Source organism: Gottfriedia sp. NPDC057948 (genome assembly GCF_042887255.1).
Classification (GTDB): domain Bacteria; phylum Bacillota; class Bacilli; order Bacillales; family Bacillaceae_G; genus Gottfriedia.
The window spans coordinates 62,714-80,529 of sequence record NZ_JBHVPN010000006.1 but is presented as its reverse complement, the minus strand read 5'-3'; the positions used below and the strand labels follow the sequence as shown (position 1 = coordinate 80,529).

The window sequence follows — 17,816 nt, the reverse complement described above, 5'->3', positions numbered from 1 at the left end:
TAGGAGATAGAGTATGAAAACACATAAAATAGCAGTTATTCCAGGGGATGGAATTGGACCGGAAGTGATTAATGAAGGCGTGAAAGTATTAAATAAAATAGCTAGTCTCGATGATTCATTTGAATTCGAATTTACGTCTTTTCCTTGGGGCTGTGAATACTATGCACGATACGGAAAAATGATGGATGATGATGGAATTGACAGATTAAAAGAGTTTGAAGCAATTTATTTAGGAGCTGTCGGATTTCCTGGTGTACCTGATCATATCTCATTGTGGGACTTGCTATTAAAAATTCGAAAAAGCTTTGATCAATATGTAAATATACGTCCTGTTACTCTATTAAAAGGGGCACCGTGCCCTCTAAGTAATATGAAAACCGAAGATATTAATATGTTATTTATCCGAGAGAATACAGAGGGGGAATATGCAGGAGCTGGTGATTGGCTTTATAAAGGAAAAGAACATGAAGTGGTTTTACAAAATAGTGTCTTTTCTCGAAAAGGTACGGAGCGAATCATACGATATGCTTTTGAAGTAGCCCTTAAACAAGGGAAAACATTAACAAGTATTAGTAAAGGTAATGCCTTAAATTACTCAATGGTTTTTTGGGATCAAATATTTGAAGAAGTGAGTAAAGAGTATCCTTCGGTAAAAACATACTCTTATCTTGTTGATGCAGCTGCTATGCTTATGATTAAAGATCCGAAACGATTTGAGGTAGTAGTGACTTCTAATTTATTTGGTGATATTTTAACTGATTTAGGTGCGGCCATCGCAGGAGGCTTAGGTCTTGCAGCTGGAGCAAACATAAATCCTGAGAGAGAATATCCATCAATGTTTGAACCGATTCATGGTTCAGCACCCGATATATCTGGAAAACAGTTATCGAATCCACTTGCAGCAATTTGGTCAGCTAGCCAATTGCTCGATTATTTAGGGTATGAGCAGTATGGTAAGGTAATTCTTACTGCAATCGAAGAATTATTAATTGAAAAAAAATTCTTAACGCCTGATTTAGGTGGGGTATCATCTACATCAGAAGTTGGAGACCGTATCGTTGAAATAGTTGCTTCAAAAATGAATGTTTTTCAGACTCAAAAAAATTAATTAGGCGTATTGGTTTCTAAAATTAAAAGGGAAATACCACAGAAGTATCTCCCTTTTAATTTAACCTTTGTAAATCTACTCGTTTTTACAATATTTTTGGATTAATTTGTTCGCTTTTGTTTGACTTAATCCGAGATCCTTTGCAACTTTTCGAGAGCTTTTATGAATCTTGTAAGATTCGATAATCATTTTTTTCTCAGTTTCTTCTAAAATATTTTCTAGTGAATTTTCCTCTTGGATTGTGATTGTACAATCATTAGGAATTAATTGTGATGGCAAGTCAGATAATCGGATGACCGATTCGCTAGTTATAACAAGTCTCTCAATGATATTTTCGAGTTGCCTAATATTACCTGGCCATTGAAAAGCTTCAAAAGTATTTTTTACACTTGGTGAAAACGATCGGTCAACTTTGTATTTATGATTGAATTTAGTTAAGAAATGATTAGCTAATAAGGGAATATCTTGTTTTCTGTTTCTAAGTGGCGGAATTTGAATATCAATTACATTTAATCGGTAAAATAAATCTTCTCTAAATTGCTTTGATTTTACCATTTCTAGGAGATTACGGTTCGTCGCTGTAATAATACGAACGTCGACCTTTTTTAATTCTCTGCCTCCTACTGAAAAAAAGCTACGATCTTGTAATACTTGGAGTAGTTTCGCTTGAAATTTTAAGGAAATTTCTCCGATTTCGTCTAAAAAAATTGTTCCTTCATTTGCAGTTTCGAGTAAGCCGATTTTTCCATTCTTTAAGGCACCTGTGAATGCACCAGTAGCATACCCGAATAGCTCAGATTCCAATAGGTCTTCTGGGATAGCAGCACAATTAATGGCAAGAAAAGGGCCGTTTTTCCGGTTACTTAAATCATGAATATATTTCGCTAATACACCTTTTCCAGTTCCAGATTCACCTTGAATTAAAATATTTGTATCAACGGGAGCAACCTTTTTACAAAAATCAATGATAGTCGTCATTTCATCATCAATTGTTAAAAATCCATTTGAATTAAATTGTTCTCTCGAATCAACCATTTCATTAATGTTATTATGAATAATAGATATATAGTTTTTTTCACGAGATGTAATGAAAATGAAATCCAATTTTTTATTGATCGGATTGAATATTGGAATGGCAGTTGTGACTAATTCTTTACCAGTATGTGTGGTTTGGTTAATTGTGACGGTATTATTTTTCTCTAAAACAATTGGAATGATTGATGGGGTCCAATACCCTTTTTCCAAAAAAATATCATTATGTTTTCCTATGATTTCGTTTTGACGTAAACCATAATGTTGTTCACACATTTTATTAACATAAATGATTTCAAGATCTCTGTTTAAAATATAAATTTCATCAGAAGAATAGTTTAAAATGTTTAACAACACTTCTTTATCGAATTCTAGTATTTCTGAAAGATTAGAATAACTGTTCATAATGTATGCTCCTTTTTAAGCGCTTACAATAAGAGGCTAATATTTTACTATTTTATAAAACGATTTTAACATAAGTCTACAAATTATTAACAGAATTTTTTAAAAAATCAACTTATTGAAAGGTAAGGGGGAAATAGAATGAAATATTTTGCAATTTTTTTAACTATCTTTGCTTTCATAGGATCATTAACTATTGTGAATCGGGTAGAGCCTTACATTTTAGGATTACCGTTTATTGTATTTTGGTCAGCGAGTTGGTTAGTCATCACATCTGTCTGCCTTTTTATTAGTAATGCAATTTTAGAGAAGCAGGAGGAAAATCAATGAGCATTCTATTAATTGGAATTACGTTTCTGTTAGCACTTTTTTTAGGTATACGTGCCCAAAGAGGAAGAGAAATGAAATTGGAATCATGGGTAGTAGGAGATCGAAATTTTGGTAGTATTATTATGTTTGTCCTAATGGCTGGTGAAATGTTTACAACGTTTATTTTCCTAGGTGCTAGTAGTGCATCATATTCAATGGGAGGCCCAGTAATCTATATTTTCTGTGCTGTTACTTATATTATTCCATTTTGGATATTACCTCATATTTGGCGTTATGCGAAAAAACATAATTTATTAACTCAACCAGATTTTTTTGTTAAAAAATATAATAGTAAATCTTTAGGGCTGATAGTTGCAATAGTTGGAGTAGTTTCCATTATTCCGTATATGGTACTTCAATTAAATGGTATAAAAATTATTGTATCTCAGGCTTCATACGGCGCTATTTCTCCAAATTTAGCAGTATGGATTGGTGTAATTGTTGTGACGATCTTTGTTTATATATCAGGAATTCATGGTTCAGCATTCACTGCTATATTAAAAGATATTTTGATGCTCATAACAATTTTGTTTTTAGGGATCTATTTACCTTTACATTATTACGGCGGTGTAGAACCGATGTTTAGAACATTAGATGCAGCTAAGCCTGGTTTCTTATTACTACCTAAGTCTGGTTATAGTATTTCTTGGTATGTGTCAGTATGTTTAATTATTGCGCTCGGTCAATATATGTGGCCACATGTTTTCGGTGCGAGTTTATCATCAAAAGATTCAAAAACATTACGTAAAAATGCAGCACTAATACCTCTTTATCAAATTCTGATGGTTTTTATTCTTTTTATTGGTTTTACTGCACTTTTACAAATGCCACATATTCCAGGTGGACGAACTGATTTAGTTTTATTCGAAATTGCTAAAGCGACACTTCCACCTTGGTTTATTGGTGTAATTGGTTCAGCTGGTCTACTTGCAGCGTTAGTTCCTAGTTCATTGTTATTATTAACGGCTTCAACATTACTTTCTAAAAATATTTATAAAGTAATAAAACCAGATACAAGTGAAGCGAAATTAGCTGGACTTACAAGAATCTTAGTTCCGATCATCGCTTTAATAGCATTATTATTTACTTTCTATGGTGGTAAGACAATGCTTTCTCTTTTATTGATGGCATATAGCTTTGTCTTACAACTGTTCCCTGCATTAATTGTTACGTTCTTAAAACGTAATCCGGTTACAAAAATTGGAGCAGTAGCAGGAATACTATCTGGACTTACTGCAGTTGCATACGTAACAATAAAAAATACAACATTTGGGACATTATTCCCACATGCACCTCAATTTTTAAAAGATTTAGATTCAGGATTTATTGCATTTACGATTAATATCGTCTTTATGTTTGGAGTTAGTGGAATTGTTTATTTAGTAAAAATAAGACCAAGAGTAGGTCAAAAAGCTATAAAGGAACAATGGTGAGAAAGATGAAAATAGTATGTATAGGTGATAGTCTTACAGAAGGTTTAGGAGTATCAAAAGTTGATGCATGGCCAACTATTCTTCAAAACGAATTATCATTCGAGATTATTAATAAAGGAATCTCAGGTGATACAAGTACTGGTATGCTATCACGATTCTACCATGATGTCGTATTAAACAATCCATCACATGTTATTATTTGTGCAGGTGGGAATGATTTATGGTGGGATGTTGAAATAAAATATATACTTTCAAATATCTATTCAATGGTAAAACAAGCAATTCACAATGGTATTCAACCTATTGTAGCAATCCATCCACCAATTCACATAGATCATATCAATCATGAAGAAGTGTGGGAACCGTTTTCTGGTTATGAAACATTCGTGCTGAAGGCACAAGAGTTAGCTAATCGAATCGAGCAAATGGTAAAAGTAAATCAATTTAAATTTATTGATTTTCGAATTCCATTTCAACATGATCAGAATCTTAAATCAAAGTTTTTTGAAGGTACTGATGGAGTACATCCAAACGAACTTGGACATAGTGCATTAGCCAAACAAGCATATCAAACGATTATAGGGTTAAGTAACGAGTGGTAAAAAGATTCAAATGAACGGATAGCAAATATAAGCTATCCGTTTTTAATTTTGGAAAAAGGGCATAAAAGAGCTTACAGCCTGGTATTAAAAAATGCCCTATCACAAGGAGGACATTTTAAGGCAAAAGACATTGTTATTGTTAAATATAATCATTTAGCGACTGGAAGCAAGTTTGATGATGTGGTTGAAAAAGGATTGCCTTCAGGCTATAAAATTACGACTATATATAAAAAAGATCAACTTCTCTTAAAGATTATTAAACCTAACAAGCAAACAACAAAATAAAGTACAAAGTAGCGCAATTGAAAGCAAGCAACTAAGAAGGACTGCCTCATTTTGACAGTCCTTTTAGGTTCTATTAAAAGCCATGGTATCATTTTAATTAACTGTATCAATTGCTTTTAATTCATAAAGCAGATAAGTATTCTTATTTTTCCATTCGATTTTCTGTATAACAGCTACTCCAAAAGGTTTTTCATCATTCTTTCTTGAGACATTGATTGGTGTGTCAATAGGATATACATGGTATCCGTTTTGCTCTAGCGTGAATAGATTGTTTTCGTGTCTAACGGCGTGATCGTTCGTTACAATTAACCAATTAAATTCAAAAGGCATACTCATATTTTGAAAACTCCTTAAATTGAATAGATAGAATAGTTTATATAGAAAAGATTAAACACTTAAAAATATCTTAATACATTTTTGTTCTGAACACAAAAATGGGATTGGATCAAATTTATAAGATAAGTAGGGACTCTTAATGAAAAGGAAGCATAGTAAACAAGTTCGTTTAACCGGTGGGCTTCAAAATGATGTATTTTATGATGAAGACTATAATAGGGTGGTTAGGCAGTCTAAATTAGGAAAAACAAAAGAAATGGTGTTACAGGAAATTGATTTTATAAATTTTTTACATATGCAAGGAGTAAATGTCCCAAGAGCGGATCGTAATTTAAGAGAAGAGGATAAAAGAGTCATAACTAATTTTGAGTATATTGATGGCGAACAAATTGATGTGACAAACCCTAACCATTGGAATAAACACCTGTTTGAACAATGGGGTAAAAAATTGGGGAAGATGCATTCTTTAGCCAAGAAGTATAAATTAAGTGAAGTTCATCGTCCTGCCTGGTCACCTAAAAGTGTTGATTTTTTTGGGATTAGAGATCAGTTAGTTCCTAATATGAAAGAGTTTTATGATAAACACATGGAAAAGCTCTTACAATTTCAAGTGACATCCGATACATTTGGGATTATTCATAATGATTTTCATCTAGGGAATATAATTTTAGTCGGTAATACTCTCTTTACGATCGATTTTGATGATTGTGCATTTAATTGGTTCGCACAGGATTTTGCTACAGCTTTTTATCATGCATATTGGCAACAGAACTCTTTTAATAAAATGATTGAACAGTTTATTGAGACTTTTATGGTGAACTTCTTTAAAGGATATAAACTAGAAAACTTACTTCATCATGACATAGTAAAACAAATCCCGATTTTTCTTAAATTGAGAGAAATATTTTTGTACCATTTATTTGTCCAAAAATGGGATATGAATCGATTAGAGGAGTGGCAAAAATATACACTTGTTGAATTAGAAAATAAGATTAAAAATGATGTGCCATATGCAGATCTTATAGATTTATCGATTTATCAATAATGGAAGCAATAGGAAAGCTCTAGTTATAACAACCTAGCGCTATCCTTTTAATTTTTTAAAACTTTTACATATACTCATAAACGTATGGTCATTGATTCGTTAATTCGACTATATAATAAAACAAACAGTATTTTTTGTAGTTGCTTTATTGAAAGGGGCTGATGTTTATGCGAAGAAATAAGAATGCGGCTCTTATTGTAATTTTATGGTTATGCATGGTGCTTTTTATAGTTGTAAATGCAATACGTCATATACGAGTATATATGGTTTACAGTTCAGGCTTAATGCCTTTTATTGTTTGTGGAATGATTTTTTTTGCGATTATTATCCTTTATGTAAGGGGTTCGAATCAGCGAAGATAAAGATTTTGAATGAACCCATTATGTTTTAGGGTTCTTTTTTTTTGGATAGATATTGGAGAACAATTTAGAAAATTAATTGAGACAGTATATAGTTACATTTTAAAAATTCCATTCTTATTCTCATATGTATAAGAGCGCTACGGCGCGCGTTTTTTGGTATGCTGTTTGGATAACTATGAGTCTTGCAAATTAAGCAAGGCTCTTTTTTTGTTGGAAAATCATTTCTCCATTTAAAGTAAGTAAACCACCTTCTATACGCTCTTTATGCTTACATGGAATTATGTTGTTTATTGGTACAAAAATTCATCCAACTGATGGTGGAATTTGGATGTTAGACTTACGCACATATAAATTCATAAGAGTGAAAGCGGAGTCTGATAAAATGATTTCATCGATGTTAGTAAATAATGGACTATTCGTTACGGTCAGTGGTTCATGTAGGGGAAGAGATGGAGTTGTAGAATATTTACCTATCAAACAAAAGTCTTAACCAGGAAGATTGTCGTTGGAATCAATGCTACAGTACAATAAGCAATGGAAGTTATTTAGATATTAGTGCACATAATGGAATAGTGTATACAACCTCCAGCCAAAATGACTCAGGCTATAGCACCGTTTCAAGGGTATACTTAGAAAATCAATTAATTGTTCCGTGCGATTACGTAAAAGGTCATGGCTGGAGAATCTTCAATGAAAATGAAAATTACATCGTAGCTGGACAATATGAAACTAGGTTTTTTGAGAAAAATTCTAAGAGAGTCTGTTGATAAGGGTAGAAAATATGGGGGGCCATTGGTCATAGAGGGTGACGTATGGAACCCCTTTTTTTATTTGAACAGTTTTTTAAGATCTGAACGTTATTAATATACGTTGCGGTGGGGGATCTTAACAAATTATCGCTCACTTTTATAGATAATTAGCGGGTTCTATCAATTTGTTATTCGATATAGAAAGATTTAGAGCAAATTGGCAGTTTTCTTTTATAAGTTTTAGGTCGTAACACCCTTACTGGTATGGGTAATTTTTTATTTTAATTGCAGTTCCTTGGAATTTAATTGCAGATTTGTTAATTTTAATTGCGATTCCTTAGAATTTAATTGCACTAACTGTTTATTTGCACGGACAGAATACTCATTTGCAGCCCGAGATATTATTCAACACTATTCATCTCTTCAATCAAAATAGGAGGTTCCTATTAAATGGAACCCTCCTCCTTTTATCTATTCTGCAATTACCAAATTTGTATTTGTCTTATTAAATTTAGAAATAAAACTTTTATTAATATGAGAATCCGTAATGATATAATCAATTTTTTCAAGCGGTGCTATATGAACAGTGACGTTCTTACCGAATTTTGTGCTGTCAGCTGCTACATAATTAAGGTTGGATAACTCAATTATTTTCTTCCTTGTAATTGCCTCTTCTAAATTATAATCGGAAATTCCTTTTTCAATTGTAATTCCACTCGCGCATATAAACGTCTTTAGAATATTTAATTCATTAAAATTAAATAAGTAATCGTACGTAACGACCGATTGTTCATTTCGTCTAATTTTACCGCCGATTATGATCAATTCAATCGAACTAATCATTAACTCATTAATGATTGGGATCGAATTCGTAACGACTAATAAAGGTCTAAAAATAGGTTCAACAACAGGGTACACAAATAAAATGATGGATGTAGTCGTTCCAAATGCTGAGACGAAAGGCTATTATCCAGACTTCTATATTACACCTGACGAAACAAATTCATTTGGTAGACCTTATCCGTATATGATCTACCGTAACATGGAAGCATTAAAGTTAACAGCTCCTTGGAAAGTCGTGAAAGTAGGATACAATTTCGGATATTAAAGAAGGGATTAATGCAGGTGTTTGGTCTGTCGGCGTCATTATCGGAAGTTCAGAAATGGGACTTAGTTTAGAAGAGTTTAGTAGTTTAACAGATAGTGAGAAAGAAGCAATCATTTCAAAAACCGAACAGTCATTTAGACAAAATGGTGCAGACTTCACAATTAAATCAATGAGTGAATTACCTATGTTAATTGAAAATATTAATGATTTAATTGTAGAAGGTAAGAAAGTAACATGTTAAATACTCATTTGAAAAGAGAAAGCGATATTAACTCAAGTCCTCAACGCACGGAATGGATGGATCAATTAAATCAAATTAGCAGAGAAGTCATTCAAGAGGATGAAAGGGTTTTTGTAAGGCAATCAATGTCTACGCCTTGTCTTAATGGAATAGTCGATGCTAGTGGAAGTTATCTAATTGATGTGAATGGAAACAAATATTTAGATTTTCATGGAAATAGTTCACATCAAGTTGGATATAAAAATCCATATGTAGTTGATGCAATCAAAAGACAAGTTGATGAACTCCCATTTATTCCAAGAAGGTTTACATCTGAGATTGTCATTAAGGCAGCTAATGCATTAGTAAATAAAACAACTTCAAAAGATTATAAAGTTTTATTTACTCCTTCTGGAAGTGCAGCTGTCGGATTAGCCCTTAAAATTGCGCGAAAGGTAACTGGGCGTCATAAAGTCATCTCAATGTGGGAATCATTCCATGGAGCTGGTTTAGATGCAATTTCAGTTGGGGGAGAATATGTCTTTAAAAAGGATATGGGCCCACTTATGCCTGGTACTTTAAAAGCAATCCCTTTTAATGGATATCGTAATCTATTAAAAAGTGATTCACATGAAGAAGTAGCGAATTTTTGCTTAGACCATATTGAATATATGATTGAGCATGAAGGAGAAATTGGCGCAATCTTATTGGAACCAATTCGAGCAACTGATACACATATCCCACCAAAGTCTTATTTTAAAAGATTAAGAGAAATATGTGATCGAAATGGCATTCTATTAATATTTGATGAAGTCCCGACAGCCTTAATGAGAAGTGGCGCATTTTATGTACATCAAAACTTTGAGATTGAGCCAGATATTCTAGTTCTAGGAAAAGGGCTAGGTGGAGCGGTCATACCTCAAGCGGCTGTACTAACTCGTACAAAATACGATGTTGCTGAAGAAATATCACTTGGTCATTATACACATGAGAAACCGGCATTAGGCTGTGCAGCGATTTGTGCAACAATTGAGTATATAGATGACTACAACTTGGAAGAGAATTGCCGAGTACTATCCGAATTCGTAAAAACAAAGCTAGTTGAACTGTATGATCAGTATGAGAAGATTGGCGATATACGAGTTGCCGGATTATTGATTTCTATTGAGTTAGTCAAGTCTCGTGAAACAAAGGAAAAGAATGATGAATTAGCTGAAAAAATTCTTTATTTTTGTTTAAACAATGGGCTTTCCTTTAAGCTTTCTGGAGGCAATTGCATAACATGGCATCCACCTTTAATTGTTATAAAAAATGAGTTAGAGTTTGCTGTTGGGCTTCTTGAAGAAGGCTTGAAAAGGTTTAGTTAATTCTTATAAGTGTAGCTAATCTTCAGCATATGAGTTTAACTACACTTTTTTGATGGAACAAAAAGGCAGCGATAGTTAAAATCTTAAAATCGTAAATAATTTCTGGTGCTGCAAATAAGACTAATAGAACAGCAATTAACGAGTCCAACAGTGCAAATAAAATTTAAATTTACCTATACTGGTTAGGATATTATAACCTGGGGTTCGTACAATAGTAGTACCTTTCTAATGGTAAAATAGCAAAACAGCTCTTATTCTAATTAAACCGAATAAAAAATCTGCTAATTATCTATAAAAAAGATCAACAAGTTCAATTACAAATGATAAGCACCCCAGAGATACCCCCCTCTATGTTATGACTACAGAATACCAGACGAATAATATATTCCATTTACAATTAAAAAGGGGGCACCCAAGAGTCAGTTAACCTAACTCATGGGACAGCCCCGTTGATTAATCGTATTATTAAATAATTATTTCACTAATCCGCCTCTTAATTTAGTTACGCCAAATTCTAAATAACATTTTAAACAGCTGAGCATAAATACCCAGCCTTCTTTATTATCGATTAAATGATGAACATATTCTGGGTTGCTTTCACTAAAGCCTTCTTCCACCACTTCAATAATTGTGTTATTTTGATCTTGTTCATTTAATTTAATCGTTACGATATTTCCTTCTTCTGTAGGTCCCCAAGCAAACACAATTTTCTTATTTGCTTCAACTTCGATAATTTTGATTTTTCCTTCTGCATTGTAAAGATCGTATTTTAATGTAATGACTTTTCCTTCTTCCCATCGTTCAGAGCTAGAAGAAAACCAAAAGTTACCTATTTTACTTGGATCAACAAATGCTTCGAATATTTCTTTTGCTGGTTTGAAAATATTAAATTTAGTCACATTATTCATTTAAGTATCAGCCCACTCTCAATTAATTTCATATGTATTATCTTCGTCCTTACAAACCTATTTTAAACTGTTTACTTTTAATTGTGAATATTTAAGTTTCAATATTCAGTTAATAATCTTTTACCTATCATCTATAGTAAAAAGCTTTAATCCGAATAGTCTGGTCGCTATCATTCTGAAAATGATTAAAATCAATTTTAGAGTATAGAAAAAGAATAGGAGAATTGATGGGTAATAAGGTCTATTACATAGGTCATTTTATCTAAAACAATCTTTTTATCACATTTTTGATTGTGTATACTTAAAGATGTATTTTATATATTGATTAAATTTTATAGTTATTAATACAAGAGAGGGAGAGAACAGTGGGGTTCTTTATTTTTTTAATCATTGCATTTTTTATTATTAAATCGATCTTTTTTTCAGGTGGTTCAGGTTCAAGTGAAGGTCATAGCCATCAAGGCACAAGTAACGGTTCAACCTATTACCCAGACGGTCAATTTGAAACAGGATTTTATATTGAAGAGATTCATGTTTATGCAAAGGGACCCGTTTTTACTTATGATACTCCAACCATAAAAGATGAATGTTTTTATGTATTTGGTGAAGGAGTACTACAAATTAGTAACTCAACAGGGGAATTGAAAATTGCTCTAAAAAAAATAAGTGATAATCGAATAGTGCCTATGCACTTTTATATTAATGGTAGCTATCACCCTGTTATTGATCGATATGGAAATACTTTTGCTGGTATTGAGTACACGACAGTGAGTGTTGGAAGAACAGCGGCTGCTTTGTTAAATGAATTAGAATCATCATTGGTAGATCAACACCTTTATAATAGAACTTGTTTATTTTTAAAAGAACTACTTGTGTTTAATATGTTAGTAAAAAGAAAGATCATTACAAGTTATAGTAATCACTATATAACTGTTTCTAATGCAGATATTAGCACGTTTTACCAAACGTTCGATAAGTTAAGTGAGCAAGCGTTTAATCTAATGGATAAATATATTACAGAAGGAACAGGTGAGCAAAGAGAGGATTATATCACTAAGTTACTTAAAATATTAGAATTACCTACTGATACAAGAGATATAAATGTCATAAAGAACCAATACAAACAATTAGCTAAGAAGTATCATCCAGACCGAAATAAAGGCACAGAAGAATTAATGAAAAAGATAAACGTAGCATATGAAGAGATATGTGAATATCTAAAGGCATCTTGAATTGGGCTTCTTAATAAGAAACAAAATTAGTGGGTAGAAATCAAAAAGCAAAAGTAAGGGTTATTGTAGGATAGATTGTATCGAATGTTAATTGAAAACTTGTTCGTTTCGTATTTTATGATAATTAACTACTACGCTAAAAAGGATAGGCGTCTGCCTATCCCAATTTATACCTTTAATATCGATCCGATTCATGGCCCATATTTTTCGCTTTATCAGATGCGACATCAGCTGCTTCGGTGCTAGTGTGTTCAGTTTGATTACGATTCGCTTTTTCTAAGCCTTCGCGCACTTTACGTCCGTATTCTTCATCAGCTTTTGTAAAATAACCAACCATCGTTTCTTGGATATGAGGCTTACATACTTTTAGTGCATCTACTAAATTTGAAATTAGTTCACTTTTTTCAGTTTCGTCGAAAGCACGGTAAGTATTACCAGCTTGGATAAAGTCGTTAGGTCGGTCAATTTTTTGTCGTACTAACTTATTATTGTACGTAGGTTCATGATCTTTTCCATTCTTTGGAGCCTCTTTTAATCCTCCTAGTGAGGAAGGTTCATAGTTCACATGTGGGTTTTGACCTGGCGCCGCATCAACTTTATATTCCATTTGTCCATCACGTTGATTTGTTGCTACATGATTTTTTGGCGAATTAACTGGTAGTTGTAAGTAATTAGTCCCAACTCGATATCGTTGTGTATCTGAGTACGAAAATGTACGACCTTGAAGTAATTTATCATCTGAAAAATCAAGTCCATCAACTAATACACCTGTCCCAAATGCAATTTGTTCAACTTCTGCAAAATAGTTTTCTGGATTTTTGTTTAATACCATTTTTCCAACTGGTAAAAAAGGAAACTTTTCTGGATCCCATAGTTTTGTAGGATCAAGTGGATCAAAATCAAGCTCCGGATGCTCATCATCACTCATGATTTGTACACATAATTCCCATTCTGGATAATCACCTTTCTCAATAGCTTCGTAAAGGTCTTGAGTTGCATGATTATAATTTGTAGATTGGATTTCATCTGCTTCGCGTTGTGATAAATTTTTTATTTCTTGTTTTAGCGGTTCCCAGTGGTATTTAATAAGAACTGCCTCGCCATCTTTGTTTACCCACTTATATGTATTAACACCGGACCCTTGCATTTGTCGATAGTTAGCTGGAATTCCCCATGGTGAAAAGAGAAATGTAACCATATGAGTGGATTCTGGTGTTAGATGAAGAAAGTCAAACATTCTTTCAGGATCAGGAAGGTTTGTTACTGGATCTGGTTTAAATGAGTGAACCATATCTGGAAATTTTAAAGGATCACGAATAAAAAAGATTTTTAAATTATTACCGACTAAATCCCAATTTCCATCTTCAGTATAAAACTTTGTAGCGAAACCACGTGGATCACGTAAACTTTCAGGAGAATGTCCACCACCTACAACTGTGGAAAATCGGACATACACAGGTGTTTTTTTCCCCTTCTCTTGAAATAATTTTGCTCTAGTATATTTAGAAATTGCGTGATTTCCTACTTTTCCATAGGCTTCGAAATATCCTTGTGCACCGGCTCCACGAGCATGCACTACACGTTCAGGAATTCGTTCACGATCAAAATGTGAGATTTTTTCAAGAAAGTCATAGTTTTCTAAAGTTGTTGGTCCCCGATTACCAACGGTTCTTACGTTTTGATTATCTGTTACTGGATGGCCTTGACGATTCGTTAATATTTCTTCATTGTTCGCTTGATTATCCATATTTGCCTCCATTCATACAAAATACAAAATTTAGATTGTCCATAAATTTGGAAGTATATGCAAATTTTTCCTGTTTAATGTATCGGATCAGTATAATTGAAAAGTTTACAATTTGGATACATTTCATGACCAATTTTGAAACATTGATTCAATATTATTGAGATATAAAGTGAGAGGAGGAATTAAAAATGAAGAAAAAATTATTAAAAGCTTTTGTATCAACTATGGCCTTAACTGGTGCATTATTCGTTTCAACTGGTGTAACAGCCGGGCCGACACATGTTAGTGCAGCGGTTATAAATGCTCCGATTAGTGTGTATGAGGTAACTGCAAGTGTATTAAACGTACGAAGTGCTCCAAATACTAGTTCAAAAGTAGTAGACACTTTAAGAAAGAAAGATCAAATTGAGATTGTAAAATACTATAATGCTAGTTGGGCACAAATTAAAACAACAACTACTAAAAATGGTATAGCTTATGTAAGTACTAAATACTTACAAAAAGTGCCAACTACTGTTACAACAAAGACTAATTTAAATTTACGTACTGGTCCAAGTACAAAATATAAAGTCCTAACAGTGATACCAAAAGGTGCAAAAGTCAGCTTCCTTGGCTATCAAACTGAAGGGAAAACTCAAATCGATTATAATTGGGCATTTGTTTCTTACAATGGTAAAAAAGGATTTGTGAGTACTAGTTATTTAAATATGAAGTAATCACCAAAAAGCTAAATCTAACAAAAAATTCAAAAATGACGAAATCGTAACGAGAAAACCAATGAAATAGTATTAAAAAAAGATTACCTTAACTTTGAGTTTTTGTTTCATTACCCTATTCGCCCCAAAAAGAAAGTGAACTAAAAACTCACTTTCTTTTTTTGACCTAATAAGGAAGTACCTTATAAGCTAACTTATTAATAATCACTTTATGTTCAGGGTATTTATTATGTAATTGCTCTTGAGTAAATAATTCAAAGTCTTTAAAATCAAATCCTGGTGAAACCATACAGCCTACTAATGAAAAAGTATTTTCTTCCATAACTGATGAACCGAAAATTGAATTTTTCGGTACTAAATATTGAGGAACTTCTCCATTTTCTAAATTAAGTCCTAATTTTATTTCTTCGTATTGACCGTTCTCATGTATAACATGAACGGTTAAAGAACTTCCTGCATGGAAATACCATAATTCATCAGACTTTAATCTGTGAAAATGAGAAATATCATGTGATTGAAGCAAAAAATAGATACTAGTATAAAGCAATCTATGATCATCATAATTTACCGTTAATTCACGATCAGATATTTGTTCCTTTGATTGATAGGTAGATTTGTAATATCCCCCTTCAGGATGTGCTTCTAGTCCTAGTTTATAGATCCAATATTCTGGATTATTGTTAACCATTTTATCAATCCTTTCTATTACTTCTCCCACCATATTACCTTAATTTTTGTTATTTCTATAAAAAATATGTTGAAAATTACCTTATTTTAAAAAGGTGAGTAATATAAATTAATTGATGGAACATTTTTTAAAAAAGTGCAGAATTTTCCCAATATACAATTTAATAGAAATAGATTACATTAAACTTATTAAATGAAAAAATATGGAGCGGAAGTTCGATGTTTAAAAAAGGGATCTTATATTTAGTTGCAATTTTTACGATTTCGATCATTATTAACCAAACAATTTTGTCTAAAGATGAAAAACCGGAAGTTAAATTTGAGCTAGCAGATAAAACAATTCCTTATAAAATAGCAAATTATTCTTGGGGAAAATTATTAGATAAAGATAAATCAACAAATGGTACATATAAAAATATAAAAAAAGAAGTAGCTATTCCAGCATTTGAAGGTGATTTTCTAAAGATATATTTTTCGGAACAACCCGAAAATGTGGAAATATTAGAACACAGTGGGACTAAAAAAGCATATATTTATGACCACAATTTAGATAATTACGGTATTTACTCATTCCAACTTGGATCTAAAAAAGGGGAAAGAATATATGAAGTAAAAGGTATCTGGAAGGGGAATAATTATTTTACTTATTTGATAAAGGTAAAAGTAATATAAAAATAAAAGCATTACTTCAAAACATGAAGTAATGTTTTTTATTTCCACTAATTTTTAATAATGATTAATTTCGAAAAAAAGTATAAATGAGGTATAATATTAAATGGTAAATGTTTGACTTAAGTCAAATACATAGTAAATTAAACGTAGATTTAAAGTTGAAAGAGAGTGGAACAAGATGGGTCGTAAATGGAATAATATTAAAGAGAAGAAAGCTTCAAAAGATGCAAATACTAGTCGTATTTATGCAAAGTTTGGACGCGAAATATATGTAGCAGCGAAGCAAGGTGAGCCGGATCCAGAATCAAACCAAGCTTTAAAAGTTGTACTAGAGCGTGCGAAAACTTATAGTGTACCGAAACATATTGTTGATCGTGCAATCGAAAAAGCAAAAGGTGGTTCTGAAGAAAGCTTTGATGAACTTCGCTACGAAGGTTTCGGACCAAATGGATCAATGGTAATTGTTGATGCACTTACTAATAATGTAAACCGTACAGCTGCAGAGGTTCGTGCTGCATTTAGTAAAAACGGTGGTAACCTTGGGGTAACAGGTTCAGTATCATATATGTTCGATGCAACTGCTGTAATTGGACTTGAAGGTAAAACTTCTGATGAAGTTCTTGAAATCCTAATGGAAGCAGATGTTGATGTTCGCGATATTTTAGAAGAAGACGAAGCTGTTATTGTTTATGCTGATCAAGACCAATTTTATGCAATACAAGAAGCGTTTAAAAACGTAGGTATTACGGAGTTTACAGTAGCAGAATTAACAATGTTAGCACAAAGTGATGTAACTCTTCCAGAAGATGGCCTTGCAAAGTTCGAAAAAATGTTAGACGTTCTTGAAGATATTGAAGATGTTCAACGTATTTACCACAATGTAGATTTAGGTGAATAGAAGCTTAACAATCAAAAACACAATGAATTAGATAAACGTGTACATATAGATGAATTAATTTTCATCTGTATGAACACGTTTTTTGTTTTTTTTGAATTTATTTGGTCGGGATTACTCATAGAATTTTTATGTTCCATAAGAGGAAGACAGGAAAATATGACTAGGACAGAGAATAGTATTGTTAGTCAATATTTGCTAATTAATTTCGAATATTATATTCAATTTGAGGAGATCTATACATATGGATAAATTATTAAAAAACGGGTACAAAGCATTTCAGTACGCGGCTCTTAGAATTGGTGTATTTTTGTTAGTTTTAGCAACTCCAGTAGGTATTTTAATGAGCTTTAATGCTAATGCTGATGAGCGACAAGACCAAGAAATAAACTATTACGAACAATCCGTTGGCGAAAAAGGATTAAAGTTAGAAGAGCAGCGAAGAAATGCAGTTATTCAAATTAAAAATAGTTCAACAGGCTTTGAAACCAAAGTTAGCTGTGATGCTGACTCAAACTCGGTATGTGAATAAAAATTATAC

20 protein-coding genes and 1 pseudogene are annotated in these 17,816 nt (G+C 32.4%); 15 read left to right on the top strand and 6 right to left on the bottom strand.

The features are described 5' to 3' along the window. The first annotated feature begins 13 nt into the window (after nt 1–13). Nucleotides 14–1,108 carry a tartrate dehydrogenase gene (locus ACFVRR_RS12030; protein ID WP_387328563.1) on the top strand — a complete coding sequence of 365 codons (1,095 nt, stop codon included), beginning with the start codon at nt 14–16 and terminating at the stop codon, nt 1,106–1,108. 75 nt (nt 1,109–1,183) lie between these two features. On the opposite strand, the gene ACFVRR_RS12025 is transcribed toward ACFVRR_RS12030, so the two are convergent. Further along, a complete protein-coding gene (locus tag ACFVRR_RS12025; RefSeq protein WP_387328559.1) occupies nt 1,184–2,545 on the bottom strand; it encodes a sigma-54 interaction domain-containing protein in 1,362 nt (453 codons plus the stop codon). A gap of 138 nt (nt 2,546–2,683) precedes the next feature. Between ACFVRR_RS12025 and ACFVRR_RS12020 the strand changes: the two genes are divergently transcribed. Genes ACFVRR_RS12020 through ACFVRR_RS12005 form a run of 4 tightly spaced genes read left to right on the top strand, consistent with a single transcriptional unit; the run spans nt 2,684 to nt 5,231 of the window. Further along, nucleotides 2,684–2,872 (top strand): DUF3311 domain-containing protein, encoded by a 189-nt coding sequence (locus tag ACFVRR_RS12020; protein ID WP_056471680.1) that lies wholly within the window; start codon nt 2,684–2,686, stop codon nt 2,870–2,872. Then, nucleotides 2,869–4,344, top strand: coding sequence for a sodium:solute symporter family protein (locus tag ACFVRR_RS12015; RefSeq protein WP_387328555.1), 1,476 nt, complete (start codon nt 2,869–2,871; stop codon nt 4,342–4,344). Before ACFVRR_RS12020 ends, ACFVRR_RS12015 begins: the two co-directional genes overlap by 4 nt. A 5-nt stretch (nt 4,345–4,349) precedes the next feature. Further along, on the top strand, nt 4,350–4,946 hold the full coding sequence (locus ACFVRR_RS12010; protein ID WP_387328553.1) for a GDSL-type esterase/lipase family protein: 597 nt from the start codon (nt 4,350–4,352) through the stop codon (nt 4,944–4,946). 48 nt (nt 4,947–4,994) lie between these two features. Then, nucleotides 4,995–5,231, top strand: a complete 237-nt coding sequence (locus tag ACFVRR_RS12005) for a hypothetical protein (protein WP_387328551.1) — start codon at nt 4,995–4,997, stop codon at nt 5,229–5,231. A gap of 93 nt (nt 5,232–5,324) precedes the next feature. On the opposite strand, the gene ACFVRR_RS12000 is transcribed toward ACFVRR_RS12005, so the two are convergent. Beyond that, nucleotides 5,325–5,567 carry a DUF2584 family protein gene (locus ACFVRR_RS12000; RefSeq protein ID WP_387328548.1) on the bottom strand — a complete coding sequence of 81 codons (243 nt, stop codon included), beginning with the start codon at nt 5,565–5,567 and terminating at the stop codon, nt 5,325–5,327. Nucleotides 5,568–5,706: 139 nt separating this feature from the next. On the opposite strand from ACFVRR_RS12000, the gene ACFVRR_RS11995 reads away from it, so the two are divergent. The 3 genes from ACFVRR_RS11995 (at nt 5,707) to ACFVRR_RS11985 (ending at nt 7,464) form a co-directional block, all read left to right on the top strand. Then, entirely contained in the window at nt 5,707–6,612 is a 906-nt protein-coding gene (locus tag ACFVRR_RS11995) for a phosphotransferase enzyme family protein (protein WP_387328546.1), read from the top strand. Nucleotides 6,613–6,779: 167 nt separating this feature from the next. After that, entirely contained in the window at nt 6,780–6,974 is a 195-nt protein-coding gene (locus ACFVRR_RS11990; RefSeq protein ID WP_387328543.1) for a hypothetical protein, read from the top strand. Nucleotides 6,975–7,302: 328 nt separating this feature from the next. Then, nucleotides 7,303–7,464, top strand: a complete 162-nt coding sequence (locus ACFVRR_RS11985) for a hypothetical protein (RefSeq protein WP_387328540.1) — start codon at nt 7,303–7,305, stop codon at nt 7,462–7,464. A gap of 730 nt (nt 7,465–8,194) precedes the next feature. Here the strand turns inward: ACFVRR_RS11985 and ACFVRR_RS11980 are convergent. Next, on the bottom strand, nt 8,195–8,566 hold the full coding sequence (locus ACFVRR_RS11980) for a DeoR/GlpR family DNA-binding transcription regulator (RefSeq protein WP_387328538.1): 372 nt from the start codon (nt 8,564–8,566) through the stop codon (nt 8,195–8,197). 40 nt (nt 8,567–8,606) lie between these two features. Here ACFVRR_RS11980 and ACFVRR_RS24315 point away from each other — a divergent pair. Together ACFVRR_RS24315 and pbfA are read left to right on the top strand one after the other, a co-directional pair. Beyond that, nucleotides 8,607–9,072, top strand: a pseudogene (locus tag ACFVRR_RS24315) (phosphonoacetaldehyde hydrolase); the annotation flags it as partial. Beyond that, entirely contained in the window at nt 9,066–10,418 is a 1,353-nt protein-coding gene (gene pbfA, locus ACFVRR_RS11965; RefSeq protein WP_387328531.1) for a (R)-1-hydroxy-2-aminoethylphosphonate ammonia-lyase, read from the top strand. The pseudogene ACFVRR_RS24315 and the gene pbfA, both read left to right, overlap by 7 nt. 473 nt (nt 10,419–10,891) lie before the next feature. On the opposite strand, the gene ACFVRR_RS11960 is transcribed toward pbfA, so the two are convergent. Beyond that, on the bottom strand, nt 10,892–11,326 hold the full coding sequence (locus tag ACFVRR_RS11960; RefSeq protein ID WP_387328528.1) for an SRPBCC domain-containing protein: 435 nt from the start codon (nt 11,324–11,326) through the stop codon (nt 10,892–10,894). A 365-nt stretch (nt 11,327–11,691) separates the two neighbouring features. Between ACFVRR_RS11960 and ACFVRR_RS11955 the strand changes: the two genes are divergently transcribed. After that, nucleotides 11,692–12,558 carry a J domain-containing protein gene (locus ACFVRR_RS11955; RefSeq protein ID WP_387328526.1) on the top strand — a complete coding sequence of 289 codons (867 nt, stop codon included), beginning with the start codon at nt 11,692–11,694 and terminating at the stop codon, nt 12,556–12,558. A 175-nt stretch (nt 12,559–12,733) separates the two neighbouring features. Here ACFVRR_RS11955 and ACFVRR_RS11950 read toward each other — a convergent pair whose 3' ends face one another. Next, on the bottom strand, nt 12,734–14,305 hold the full coding sequence (locus tag ACFVRR_RS11950) for a catalase (protein ID WP_387328524.1): 1,572 nt from the start codon (nt 14,303–14,305) through the stop codon (nt 12,734–12,736). 188 nt (nt 14,306–14,493) lie between these two features. Between ACFVRR_RS11950 and ACFVRR_RS11945 the strand changes: the two genes are divergently transcribed. Next, nucleotides 14,494–15,021, top strand: a complete 528-nt coding sequence (locus tag ACFVRR_RS11945; RefSeq protein WP_387328522.1) for an SH3 domain-containing protein — start codon at nt 14,494–14,496, stop codon at nt 15,019–15,021. Between the two features lie 166 nt (nt 15,022–15,187). Here the strand turns inward: ACFVRR_RS11945 and ACFVRR_RS11940 are convergent, their stop codons facing one another. Next, nucleotides 15,188–15,709: a cupin domain-containing protein gene (locus tag ACFVRR_RS11940; protein ID WP_387328519.1), complete on the bottom strand. Its 522-nt coding sequence runs from the start codon at nt 15,707–15,709 to the stop codon at nt 15,188–15,190. A 218-nt stretch (nt 15,710–15,927) separates the two neighbouring features. Between ACFVRR_RS11940 and ACFVRR_RS11935 the strand changes: the two genes are divergently transcribed. The 3 genes from ACFVRR_RS11935 to ACFVRR_RS11925 all read left to right on the top strand — a co-directional run bounded on the left by ACFVRR_RS11935 (nt 15,928) and on the right by ACFVRR_RS11925 (nt 17,807). Further along, nucleotides 15,928–16,380, top strand: coding sequence for a hypothetical protein (locus tag ACFVRR_RS11935; protein WP_387328517.1), 453 nt, complete (start codon nt 15,928–15,930; stop codon nt 16,378–16,380). 178 nt (nt 16,381–16,558) lie between these two features. Next, nucleotides 16,559–17,278: a YebC/PmpR family DNA-binding transcriptional regulator gene (locus tag ACFVRR_RS11930; protein WP_387328515.1), complete on the top strand. Its 720-nt coding sequence runs from the start codon at nt 16,559–16,561 to the stop codon at nt 17,276–17,278. Nucleotides 17,279–17,519: 241 nt separating this feature from the next. After that, nucleotides 17,520–17,807 carry a hypothetical protein gene (locus ACFVRR_RS11925; RefSeq protein WP_387328512.1) on the top strand — a complete coding sequence of 96 codons (288 nt, stop codon included), beginning with the start codon at nt 17,520–17,522 and terminating at the stop codon, nt 17,805–17,807. Nucleotides 17,808–17,816 lie beyond the last annotated feature (9 nt).

Excerpts from the sequence above, each read along its gene's own strand:
- ACFVRR_RS11940 (WP_387328519.1), bottom strand. The coding sequence starts at position 15,709 with ATGGTTAACAATAATCCAGAATATTGGATCTATAAACTAGGACTAGAA.
- ACFVRR_RS12030 (WP_387328563.1), top strand. The coding sequence starts at position 14 with ATGAAAACACATAAAATAGCAGTTATTCCAGGGGATGGAATTGGACCG.
- ACFVRR_RS12000 (WP_387328548.1), bottom strand. The coding sequence starts at position 5,567 with ATGAGTATGCCTTTTGAATTTAATTGGTTAATTGTAACGAACGATCAC.
- ACFVRR_RS11925 (WP_387328512.1), top strand. The coding sequence starts at position 17,520 with ATGGATAAATTATTAAAAAACGGGTACAAAGCATTTCAGTACGCGGCT.
- ACFVRR_RS11935 (WP_387328517.1), top strand. The coding sequence starts at position 15,928 with ATGTTTAAAAAAGGGATCTTATATTTAGTTGCAATTTTTACGATTTCG.
- ACFVRR_RS11980 (WP_387328538.1), bottom strand. The coding sequence starts at position 8,566 with ATGATTAGTTCGATTGAATTGATCATAATCGGCGGTAAAATTAGACGA.
- ACFVRR_RS12020 (WP_056471680.1), top strand. The coding sequence starts at position 2,684 with ATGAAATATTTTGCAATTTTTTTAACTATCTTTGCTTTCATAGGATCA.
- ACFVRR_RS11960 (WP_387328528.1), bottom strand. The coding sequence starts at position 11,326 with ATGAATAATGTGACTAAATTTAATATTTTCAAACCAGCAAAAGAAATA.
- ACFVRR_RS11950 (WP_387328524.1), bottom strand. The coding sequence starts at position 14,305 with ATGGATAATCAAGCGAACAATGAAGAAATATTAACGAATCGTCAAGGC.
- ACFVRR_RS12015 (WP_387328555.1), top strand. The coding sequence starts at position 2,869 with ATGAGCATTCTATTAATTGGAATTACGTTTCTGTTAGCACTTTTTTTA.
- pbfA (WP_387328531.1), top strand. The coding sequence starts at position 9,066 with ATGTTAAATACTCATTTGAAAAGAGAAAGCGATATTAACTCAAGTCCT.
- ACFVRR_RS11990 (WP_387328543.1), top strand. The coding sequence starts at position 6,780 with ATGCGAAGAAATAAGAATGCGGCTCTTATTGTAATTTTATGGTTATGC.
- ACFVRR_RS11985 (WP_387328540.1), top strand. The coding sequence starts at position 7,303 with ATGTTAGACTTACGCACATATAAATTCATAAGAGTGAAAGCGGAGTCT.
- ACFVRR_RS12010 (WP_387328553.1), top strand. The coding sequence starts at position 4,350 with ATGAAAATAGTATGTATAGGTGATAGTCTTACAGAAGGTTTAGGAGTA.
- ACFVRR_RS12025 (WP_387328559.1), bottom strand. The coding sequence starts at position 2,545 with ATGAACAGTTATTCTAATCTTTCAGAAATACTAGAATTCGATAAAGAA.
- ACFVRR_RS11995 (WP_387328546.1), top strand. The coding sequence starts at position 5,707 with ATGAAAAGGAAGCATAGTAAACAAGTTCGTTTAACCGGTGGGCTTCAA.
- ACFVRR_RS11945 (WP_387328522.1), top strand. The coding sequence starts at position 14,494 with ATGAAGAAAAAATTATTAAAAGCTTTTGTATCAACTATGGCCTTAACT.
- ACFVRR_RS11930 (WP_387328515.1), top strand. The coding sequence starts at position 16,559 with ATGGGTCGTAAATGGAATAATATTAAAGAGAAGAAAGCTTCAAAAGAT.